Source organism: Jannaschia formosa, from assembly GCF_003340555.1.
Taxonomy (GTDB): domain Bacteria; phylum Pseudomonadota; class Alphaproteobacteria; order Rhodobacterales; family Rhodobacteraceae; genus Jannaschia; species Jannaschia formosa.
On record NZ_QPLJ01000034.1, the window covers coordinates 27,000 to 36,345 of the forward strand.

A 9,346-nucleotide genomic window follows, 5' to 3' on the forward strand; every position below is an offset into this window, starting at 1 on the left:
CAGTAAAATTCCGTTTGATGGTGGCAAAACTCCTTTCATTCGCCAAGCGGAATCTTCTACCGTCCGGCAGGTCCCGATCCGCGGGAGTCCACCTGATGCCGGAGAGCGCATGGCCGCCACGCTTCGACCCGCCGCCCTTCCGGCGCGCCTGGCCCGGACCGGGCGCGGCGCCGCGGCCTTCGTGCTGGTCACGGCGGCGACCTTCCTGGGCCTTTTGGCGATCACCTTCTTCATCGGCCGCGTCGTGCCCATCGACCCCGTCCTGTCCGTGGTCGGCGACCGCGCCACGCAGGAGCAGTACGAGGCGGCCCGCCTCGCAATGGGCCTCGACCGGCCGCTCGTCGTACAGTTCGCGAGCTATGTCGGCGATGTGCTGCGCGGCGATCTCGGCGTCTCGGTCTCGACCAACCGGCCGGTGGCCTCGGACCTTTTGCGCGTCTTCCCCGCGACGCTGGAGATGGCGACCATCGGGATCGTCATCGGCGTCGCCCTCGGCGTGCCCATGGGCGTGATCGCGGCGGCCCGGCAGGGAAGCTGGGTCGACCAGACGATCCGGGTCCTGGCGCTGACGGGCTATTCCGTGCCCGCCTTCTGGCTGGGGCTCGTCGGTCTCGCCCTGTTCTATGCGGGGCTCGGCTGGGTCTCCGGCCCCGGGCGGGTCAGCATCTTCTACGACGGCGTCGTCGCGCCGCGCTCCGGGCTGCTGCTCGTCGACAGCGCGCTGGCCGGGGAATGGGACGTGTTCCGCTCGGCGGTCAGCCACATCGTCCTGCCGGCCGCGATCCTGGGCTTCTTCGGGCTGGCCTACATCGCGCGGATGACGCGGTCCTTCATGCTCGACCAGCTCGGGCAGGAATTCGTGACCACCGCGCGGGTCAAGGGCGTGCCGGAATGGCGCGTGGTCTGGGTGCATGCCTTCGGGCCGATCCGCATCCCGCTCATCACGGTGATCGGGCTCACCTATGCCGGCCTGCTGGAAGGGTCGGTGATGATCGAGACGGTCTTCTCCTGGCCGGGCATCGGCAACTACCTGACGACGGCGCTGTTCAACGCGGACATGAACGCGGTGCTGGGCGCGACGCTGGTGATCGGGTCCGTCTTCATCGCCATCAACCGCCTCTCGGACGTCCTCTACCGCGTCCTCGACCCGCGGAGCCGGGCATGAGCCTCGCCGAGTGGCTGACGACGGACGCGCCGGCCTCGCGCGGTCAGGCGCTGGCCGGGCGCGCCCATGCCACCGCGCGGCTGCTGGCGCGCAACCCGCTGGCCATGGTCGGCATCGTCATCGTGCTGGGCCTCGTCCTCGTCGCCGCCTTCGCCCCCTGGCTCGCCCCCGAGAGCCCGGTCGGCCAGAACCTCTCGCGCCGCCTGCTGCCGCCCTCGGCCGAGCACTGGATGGGCACCGACGAGCTGGGCCGCGACATCCTGAGCCGGGTGATCTGGGGCACGCGGATCACGCTGATGATCGTCGCGCTGGTCGCCGTGATTGCGGCGCCGGTCGGCCTGATCGTGGGCGCGGTCTCCGGCTATTTCGGCGGCTGGGCGGACAGGCTGCTGATGGGGCTGACGGACGTGTTCCTGTCGATGCCCAAGCTGATCCTGGCCCTCGCCTTCGTCGCGGCCCTGGGACCGGGCATCGAGAACGCCGTCATCGCCATCGCGATCACGACCTGGCCCGCCTATGCCCGGATCGCGCGGGCCGAGACGCTGACGATCCGGAACGCCGAGTTCGTCGCGGCCACCCGCCTGCTCGGCGCCTCGCACCTGCGGATCATCGCGGTGCATATTCTGCCGCTCTGCACCTCGTCGATGATCGTGCGGGTCACGCTCGACATGGCGGGGATCATCCTCACCGCCGCGGGCCTCGGCTTCCTCGGCCTCGGCGCGCAGCCGCCGCTGCCCGAATGGGGCGCGATGATCTCGCGCGGGCGGGCCTTCGTGCTGGACCAGTGGTGGGTCGCTACGATGCCCGGCTTCGCCATCATCCTCGTCTCGCTGGGCTTCTGCTTTCTCGGCGACGGGCTGCGCGATGCGCTCGACCCGAAGGGCCGGAGATGATGGCTAGCCCCGAAGGGTCGGAGATGAGGCAAGGCCCCGAAGGCGCGGCGCCGGGCCTGCTGTCGGTCCGGGACCTGACCGTCACCTTCCCGACCCCGCGCGGCCCCGCGCGCGTGGTCGACGGCCTGTCCTTCGAGCTCGGGCGCGAACGGCTCGGCATCGTCGGCGAGAGCGGGTCGGGCAAGTCCATGACCGGCCGCGCCATCCTGCGCCTGATCCGGCCGCCGGGACGGGTGACCGGCGGGCTGACCTTCGAGGGCCGCGACCTGACCTCCCTGAGCGAGCGCCAGATGCGCGCCGTCAGGGGCGCCCGCATCTCGATGGTCATGCAGGACCCGCGCTATTCGCTGAACCCCGTCATGACCGTCGGCGAGCAGATCGCCGAGGCCCTGCGCACCCACGAGCGGCCGGGCCGCGCCGAAGTCAGGGCCCGGGTCCGCGAGGCGCTGCGCTCGGTACGCCTCGACGACGCCGACCGGATCGCGCGGCTCTATCCGCACGAGGTCTCGGGCGGGATGGGCCAGCGCATCATGATCGCCATGATGCTGATCCCGAAGCCGGCCCTGCTCATCGCGGACGAGCCGACCTCGGCGCTCGACGTCTCGATCCAGGGCGAGGTGCTGCGGCTGATGGACGACCTGGTCCGCGCGCGCGGCATGGGGCTGATCCTCATCTCGCACGACCTGCCGCTGGTCGCGCGCTACTGCGACCGCATCCTCGTCATGCATGCGGGCCGTGTGGTCGAGAGCTGCGCCGCGTCCGAGCTGCACCGCGCCACCCACCCCTACACGCGCGGGCTGCTCGCCGCCGTTCCGCGCATGGACGAGACCCGCGCCGAGCTGCCGGTTCTCGACCGCAGCGCATGGGGCGGGACGTGACGGCGCTGCGCATTCGGGACCTGACGGTCTCCTACGGCGAGACCCGCGCGGTCGAGGGCGTCTCGCTCGACGTGGCCGAGGGCGAGTCCGTCGCGCTGGTGGGCGAGAGCGGGTCGGGCAAGTCGACCGTCCTGAAGGCGATCACCGGGCTTGCGCCGGACTGGACGGGCGGGATCGAGATCTTCGGACGGCCGCGCGGCCACCGCCCGGACAAGGCGCTGGCCGCGACCTGCCAGATGGTCTTCCAGGACCCCTACGGCTCGCTGCATCCGCGCCGCACGGTGGACGCCGTGCTGACCGAGGCCCTGCGCATCCACGGCATCCGCGACGACGACCGCGTCTCGCGGACGCTGAGCGAGGTCGGGCTCGATGCGCGGTTCCGCTTCCGCTATCCGCACCAGCTCTCGGGCGGACAGCGCCAGCGCGTCGCCATCGCGCGCGCGCTGATCCTGCGGCCGCGCCTTCTGCTGCTGGACGAGCCGACCTCGGCGCTCGACGTCAGCGTCCAGGCCGAGATCCTGAACCTGCTCAAGCGGCTGCGCGCCGAACTCGGCCTGACCTACCTGCTGGTGACGCATGACCTGCCGGTGGTGGGCTTCCTCTGCGAGCGGCTGGCGGTGATGCGCGGGGGCCGCATCGTCGAGGTCGCGCCGGTCGCGGCGCTGCGCGACGGCGCCTTCGCCGATCCCTATTCCCGAAGCCTGCACGCCGAGAGCCTCAGGCATGACACGGAGGCCGACCCATGAGCTTTGCCCAAGACCTGTCCCAGGCGACCACGCCGGAGGCGTGCCTCGCCGCGCTTCATGCGGAGTCGCAGCGCGTGATGCCCGTCCGCCTCTGGACGGTCATGCTGGTCGACATGGAGGCCGGCCTCGCCCGCCGGGCCTTCACGAGCCATCCGCGGGACTACCCGACCTCGGGCACCAAGCCGATCCCGGACAACGACTGGTTCCGGCAGGTCCACGAGCGGCGGCAGCCCTTCGTCGCCAACAGCATCGCCGAGATCGCCGCGGTCTTCCCGGACCACGAGACCATCGCCGCGCTCGGCTGCGCCTCCTGTCTCAACCTTCCCGTCACGGTCGGCGGGGCGCTCGCCGGGACGGTCAACCTCCTCGACGGCGAGGGCCGCTTCGACCGCGAGGCCGTCGCGCGTCTGGAGGACCGGCTCGCGCTGCCGGCCCTCGCCGCGCTGACCACGACCGAGCTGCTGCGCCGGCCCGCCGCCCCTGCCCCCGGCTGACCCCGGCCGGAGAGAGGCGCTCGCTCGCGGCACCGCCGCCGGATCCGGATCCACCCGGGCGGTCCTGGCCCCCTGCCCGGCTCGCCCGTCGGGTCGCGCCGTCACCGCCTCCCGATCCGCTCCGTTCGGCGGCACGATGCAGCCGATGGGGATCGGGGGAAGTGCCCGCGGCGGCTGGACGGTCCTGCGCGATCCCCCGGGCCGACAGCTTCCCTCCCGTCACGGAGGAACCGCGCCGGGACCCCGCCGTTGGTCTCCGTGTCATCCCGGGGCGCGGGCGGGCAGCCCTGCCGGCCTCGCCCCACCCGAAGGAGGAACGCAGACATGTCAGCCGAACCGACCCCCCCGCAGCCCAAGCAGCAGCAGCCGATGCCCGGCACCACGGGCGCGATGGAGCCGCGCCCCGACCACGGCGAGGACAGCTATGTCGGCCGCGGCCGTCTCGAAGGCAAGAAGACCGTCATCACCGGCGCCGATAGCGGCATCGGCCGCGCCGTGGCGATCGCCTTCGCGCGCGAGGGTGCGGACGTCCTGATCTCCTATCTCGAGGAGGACGAGGACGCCCGCGAGACCGCCCGGCTCGTGGAGGATGCGGGCCGCCAGGCCGTGACGGTGCGCGGCGACCTGAGCGACCCGGCGCATTGCCGCCAGGTGATCGACGAGGCCGTAAGCGCCTTCGGCCGCATCGACGTGCTGGTCAGCAACGCCGCCCACCAGGCCAGCTTCGACAAGTTCGAGGACATCACCGACGAGGAATGGCGCAAGACCTTCGCCGTCAACGTCGATCCGTTCTTCTACCTGGTGAAGGCGGCGCTGCCGCACATGAAGGAGGGCGGCTCGATCATCGGGACGAACTCGATCAATGCCGACCAGCCGAGCCCGGGCCTGCTTCCCTACGCGACCACCAAGGGCACGATCCGCGACTTCATCGCGGGGCTCGGCGCGATGCTGGCCCCTCGCGGTATCCGCGTGAACGGCGTGGCGCCGGGGCCGGTCTGGACGCCGCTCATCCCCTCGACGATGCCGCCCGAGAAGGTCGAGAGCTTCGGGTCGAACACCCCGATCGGCCGCGCCGCCCAACCGAAGGAGCTGGCGCCGCCCTACGTGATGCTGGCCAGCGACGAGGCGAGCTACATCATCGGCGCGACGATCCCGGTCACGGGCGGACGGCCCTTCATCTGAGCCGCCGGGCCGTATCGGGAGGGCGGCAGACGCCGCCCTTCCGGATCTCGGTGCCACCGCCGTCGCGCTCGGGATCGCCCGGGGCACGCCCTTGCATGCCCCCGTCGCGGCAAAGGCCCGGTGACGGGCATTCGGCGCATCGCGGCAATCTCCCCGACCTGACGCCGGCCCGGACCGGCAGGTCCGCGCGACCTTCATCCGCCTGCCGCGACACTCCCGGCAGGCGGTGCGGTCATCTCCGGTTCTTGGGCAGGCTCGTCCCGGTGAAGGCGGGAGGATCGGAGGCGGGGAAGGAGTCCTCGCTCGCCTCGTCGACGAGCGCGTCCTCGAGGACCGCGCGGTCCTCTTCGGGCGTCTCGTCCAGCCGGTGCGGCAGATCGGGATGCGCCTCCCCGGATCCCTCCGATCCGCGCGCGAGATGACCGACGGCGCGCGCCGCCTCGGGGACCGACAGCGCCGCGATGGCGAGAGAGGCGAGGTTCGCCGCCTGGCAATAGGCGCAGAGGGCGCCGTTCTCGGCCCATTCCTCGCGCGCCAGCTTGGCGTTGGACGCGACGTCGAAGGCCGCCTTCCCCGCCGTGGCGATGGGCAGCCAGGGCCGTTCCGCCGCGCGACGGGGCGACCCCGCGCCGGCCAGGATCGCCGTGGCGATGTAGGTGGCCGACATCAGAAGGCCGTCGGGCGTCTCCATCCGCTTGTAGGCATAGTCCGAGGCGTCGACCCTTTCGGAGTCGAACGGACCGGCGGGCGGATCCGGCAGGCGGCGGATCATGCCCAGCTGGTAGGCGCCCACGATCCCGCCCATCGCCGCGCCGAAGAGCGAAAGGCCGACGATCCACCTCCGACGCAAGAGATCGGAGTCGCGGCTGCGGCGCAGTTCATGGCTCAGGGTGGTAGGGTTCGTCATCGGTTCGCCCTCCTTTGGTTCCCTCCGACAACGTGCGACACCGCGCTCGGGTCCCGAAATCCGCGTGCAGGACGCGACCGGCCGCCGGGTTTCTCTTTTCGGCGGGGTCTGGCGGGACGTGTCGCGACCGGCGCCGACCCCCGCCAGGAACCGGACGGCCGCTATGCCGGGCAGGAGGGCGCGGCTCTCCCGGTCAGCTTTCCCGAACGGGAGAGGCGTCGGGCGGGCGATACATCGTCTCGATGATCCGCCGGAGCGTGTCGCGGACCCGCTCCCAGTCCTCCTCGGTCCGCAGCTCTATCCCGACCCATGACCGGACATCTTCCCCCGCCGCGGCGACCATCCTCGCCGCATGGCCTTCGCGCGCGAGCCCGTTCCCAACATGCGGCGGGATGCGTATTGCGGATGCGACGCGGTACCGGCGATCCTGGCCGCGACGGACCCGATCGCCGCTTCTCCGCTGCCGATCCGCCCGACCACCATGGAGGCATGTCGCTCGCCGTTCGCGGCCCTCGCGAACAAATCGCTTGTCGAATCCGGCTCGCATAGGGATAGTTACGGAAAACGCCCGAAAAGACGCCAAGAAGCGTAATGGGTGCCGAACACGAGGAGCGGGCGATGGATGGCACGACCCCTGCGGAGCGGAGCGGCATGGCCGACGACGCGAGCGCCGGGCGGACTCCGCGGGGCGAGCGTATCGACCTTCTGGTCGGGCGTCACGCGACGCAACTGTCCGCGCAGCTTCAGCAGCATCGCGAGCGGCTGTTCCCGCCCTCGTCGCAGAAGACCCTGCGCAAGTTCACCTCGGGCGAGGTGGCCGACCTGCTGGGCATCAAGGACGCCTATCTGCGCAAGCTGCATCTCGACGGGCGCGGACCTGACCCGGAGGTGCGGGCGGGCGGGCGGCGCTACTATTCCGCCTCCGAGATCCGCGCCCTGCGCGAGATGCTGGAGGAGGGCGCCAAGACTCCCGGCACCTACCTGCCCGGCCGGCGCGCGGGCGACCATTGCCAGGTGATCTGCGTCATCAACTTCAAGGGCGGCTCGGCCAAGACCACGACCTCGGCGCATCTGGCGCAGAAGATGGCGCTGGACGGCTACCGTGTGCTGGCCATCGATCTCGACCCGCAGGCCAGCCTCAGCACGCTGCACGGCTTCCAGCCGGAACTGGACCTGATGGATGGCGGCACGCTCTACGACGCGATCCGCTACGACGACCCCGTCCCGATCCGGGAGATCATCCGCCCGACCTATTTCGACGGGCTGCATATCGTGCCGGGCAATCTCGACCTGATGGATTTCGAGCACGACACCCCCCGCATGCTGATCGCCGGCGAGGAGGAGCCGTTCTTCACCCGGATCGGCAGCGCGCTGGCACAGGTGGAATCCGACTACGACGTCGTCGTGATCGACTGCCCGCCGCAGCTGGGCTTCATCTCGATGGCGGCGCTGTCGGCGGCGACGGCGGTGCTGGTGACGATCCATCCGCAGATGCTGGACGTGATGTCGATGTGCCAGTTCCTGCGCATGACCTCGGACCTGCTGCGCATCGTGGCCGAGTCCGGGGGCGACATGACCTATGACTGGATGCGCTATCTCGTGACCCGCTACGAGCCGGGCGACGGCCCTCAGAACCAGATGGTCGGCTTCATGCGGTCGATGTTCGGCGAGCATGTCTTGAACAACACCGTGCTCAAGTCCACTGCCATATCCGACGCGGGAATCACCAAGCAGACGCTCTACGAGGTAGAACGGACGCAGTTCACCCGCAGCACCTACGAACGGGCCCGAGAAAGCCTGGACGCGGTCAATGCCGAGATCGAGCAGCTCGTCCAGGCTGCCTGGGGCCGGTGAAGGAGACCGCGATGGCACGCAAGAACCTGCTTCAGGGGCTGATGAACGCCCCTGCCCCCTCCGAGCCCGGGCCCGGCGATGCCCGATTGCCGGCCGGCAATTCGGAGGCCGGTGCGGAAAAGTTGCCGGCCGGCAACCCTGCCCCGCCCCCCGTCCCGCAGCGCCGGACCGGCGCACTCGGCGCCGTCGGCCGCTCCTTCGAGAGGATGCGCGAGAACGCGGTGATCGAGATCCCGGCCGACATGATCGACGGCGCGGGGCTGGAGGACCGGCTGGGGGAGGAGGGGCTCGAGGCGCTGGCCGCTTCCTTGCGCGACTACGGCCAGCAGGTGCCGGTGCTGGTGCGCCATTCCCCGAACCACGAGGGCCGCTACGAGGTCGTCTACGGCCGCCGCCGCGTCGCCGCTCTGCGCCGGAACGGCCAGAAGGTGCGGGCCATGGTGCGCAACCTGCCCGACCGGGAGCTGATCGTCGCCCAGGGGCAGGAGAACACCGCCCGGGTGGAGCTCTCCTGGATCGAGAAAGCGAACTTCGCGCGGCAGATGGCCGGCATGGGCTTCGAGACGAAGGTGATCTGCGACGCGCTCTCGGTCGAGAAGACGGCCGTCTCGAAGATGGCGCGCGTGACAGACGCGATCCCCCTGCCCCTGATCCGCGCCATCGGGCCCGCGCCCGGCATCGGCCGCGACCGCTGGCTGACCTTGGCCGTCGCGCTGCGCGACCCGGAGGCGGCGCTGGCCGCCACCGAGGGCCCCGCCGACAGCGATGCGCGCTTCGAGGCCGCGCTGGCGGCCGTCACGCGCAAGCCCCCTGCCCCGGCCCGCGACGATGCGCGGTCCTGGGGCAGGCTGCGCGCAACGAAGAAGGGCACCGCGATCACGGTCCCGGCCTCGCCCTTCGGCGACTGGCTGGCCGGACGCCTCGACGAGCTTCACGCCCGATGGGCGGAAGAGACCGCAACCAGCACGGAGGACGAGGACCGCTAGCAGGCTGCTGAAGAAATGACGCGCGAGGGACGGTTTCCCGATTCCCGGACATCTGGGCAGGTCGTTCACCCAGTCTCCCTTGTCGACCGACGCGCCTGAGCAGCCCTGTCGCCATCATTTGGCGAGCATCCGGGGCAACCGAGCGAGGTTGTTGGCGGCCATTGTCAGGATGAAGCGGCACCGGACCCGTTCGAGCCCGCGGTAGACGGTTTGCGCTATGCCTCCGACGGCCTTGGCCCAG

Annotated in this window: 10 protein-coding genes and 1 pseudogene; 8 read left to right on the top strand and 3 right to left on the bottom strand. The window is 70.9% G+C overall.

Features of this window, described 5'->3' with window-relative positions; translation table 11 throughout:
* Positions 1-109 precede the first annotated feature (109 nt).
* The 6 genes from DR046_RS20730 to DR046_RS20755 all read left to right on the top strand — a co-directional run bounded on the left by DR046_RS20730 (position 110) and on the right by DR046_RS20755 (position 5,358).
* Positions 110-1,165: an ABC transporter permease gene (locus tag DR046_RS20730; RefSeq protein ID WP_115384273.1), complete on the top strand. Its 1,056-nt coding sequence runs from the start codon at positions 110-112 to the stop codon at positions 1,163-1,165.
* Complete coding sequence (locus DR046_RS20735; protein ID WP_115384274.1) at positions 1,162-2,058, top strand: ABC transporter permease; 897 nt, start codon at positions 1,162-1,164, stop codon at positions 2,056-2,058. The genes DR046_RS20730 and DR046_RS20735 overlap by 4 nt, the downstream gene beginning before the upstream one ends.
* Before the next feature lie 23 nt (positions 2,059-2,081).
* A complete protein-coding gene (locus DR046_RS20740) occupies positions 2,082-2,936 on the top strand; it encodes an ABC transporter ATP-binding protein (RefSeq protein WP_115384275.1) in 855 nt (284 codons plus the stop codon).
* On the top strand, positions 2,933-3,682 hold the full coding sequence (locus DR046_RS20745; protein ID WP_115384285.1) for an ABC transporter ATP-binding protein: 750 nt from the start codon (positions 2,933-2,935) through the stop codon (positions 3,680-3,682). Before DR046_RS20740 ends, DR046_RS20745 begins: the two co-directional genes overlap by 4 nt.
* On the top strand, positions 3,679-4,176 hold the full coding sequence (locus tag DR046_RS20750) for a GAF domain-containing protein (RefSeq protein WP_115384276.1): 498 nt from the start codon (positions 3,679-3,681) through the stop codon (positions 4,174-4,176). Before DR046_RS20745 ends, DR046_RS20750 begins: the two co-directional genes overlap by 4 nt.
* A gap of 324 nt (positions 4,177-4,500) precedes the next feature.
* Entirely contained in the window at positions 4,501-5,358 is an 858-nt protein-coding gene (locus tag DR046_RS20755; RefSeq protein ID WP_115384277.1) for an SDR family oxidoreductase, read from the top strand.
* 232 nt (positions 5,359-5,590) lie between these two features.
* On the opposite strand, the gene DR046_RS20760 is transcribed toward DR046_RS20755, so the two are convergent.
* Together DR046_RS20760 and DR046_RS23825 are read right to left on the bottom strand one after the other, a co-directional pair.
* Complete coding sequence (locus DR046_RS20760) at positions 5,591-6,265, bottom strand: vitamin K epoxide reductase family protein (RefSeq protein ID WP_115384278.1); 675 nt, start codon at positions 6,263-6,265, stop codon at positions 5,591-5,593.
* A gap of 193 nt (positions 6,266-6,458) precedes the next feature.
* Positions 6,459-6,608, bottom strand: a complete 150-nt coding sequence (locus tag DR046_RS23825; protein WP_167767221.1) for a hypothetical protein — start codon at positions 6,606-6,608, stop codon at positions 6,459-6,461.
* Between the two features lie 308 nt (positions 6,609-6,916).
* Here DR046_RS23825 and repA point away from each other — a divergent pair, with 308 nt between their 5' ends.
* Together repA and repB are read left to right on the top strand one after the other, a co-directional pair.
* Positions 6,917-8,119: a plasmid partitioning protein RepA gene (gene repA, locus DR046_RS20765; protein ID WP_245191036.1), complete on the top strand. Its 1,203-nt coding sequence runs from the start codon at positions 6,917-6,919 to the stop codon at positions 8,117-8,119.
* 11 nt (positions 8,120-8,130) lie between these two features.
* Positions 8,131-9,105, top strand: a complete 975-nt coding sequence (repB, locus tag DR046_RS20770) for a plasmid partitioning protein RepB (protein ID WP_115384280.1) — start codon at positions 8,131-8,133, stop codon at positions 9,103-9,105.
* Between the two features lie 114 nt (positions 9,106-9,219).
* Here the strand turns inward: repB and DR046_RS20775 are convergent.
* Positions 9,220-9,346: pseudogene (locus tag DR046_RS20775) on the bottom strand (IS5/IS1182 family transposase); the annotation flags it as partial.

Coding starts and splice junctions, on each gene's coding strand:
- DR046_RS20730 (WP_115384273.1), top strand. CDS start 110: ATGGCCGCCACGCTTCGACCCGCCGCCCTTCCGGCGCGCCTGGCCCGG.
- DR046_RS20735 (WP_115384274.1), top strand. CDS start 1,162: ATGAGCCTCGCCGAGTGGCTGACGACGGACGCGCCGGCCTCGCGCGGT.
- DR046_RS20740 (WP_115384275.1), top strand. CDS start 2,082: ATGAGGCAAGGCCCCGAAGGCGCGGCGCCGGGCCTGCTGTCGGTCCGG.
- DR046_RS20750 (WP_115384276.1), top strand. CDS start 3,679: ATGAGCTTTGCCCAAGACCTGTCCCAGGCGACCACGCCGGAGGCGTGC.
- DR046_RS20755 (WP_115384277.1), top strand. CDS start 4,501: ATGTCAGCCGAACCGACCCCCCCGCAGCCCAAGCAGCAGCAGCCGATG.
- DR046_RS20760 (WP_115384278.1), bottom strand. CDS start 6,265: ATGACGAACCCTACCACCCTGAGCCATGAACTGCGCCGCAGCCGCGAC.
- DR046_RS23825 (WP_167767221.1), bottom strand. CDS start 6,608: ATGGTCGCCGCGGCGGGGGAAGATGTCCGGTCATGGGTCGGGATAGAG.
- repA (WP_245191036.1), top strand. CDS start 6,917: ATGGCCGACGACGCGAGCGCCGGGCGGACTCCGCGGGGCGAGCGTATC.
- repB (WP_115384280.1), top strand. CDS start 8,131: ATGGCACGCAAGAACCTGCTTCAGGGGCTGATGAACGCCCCTGCCCCC.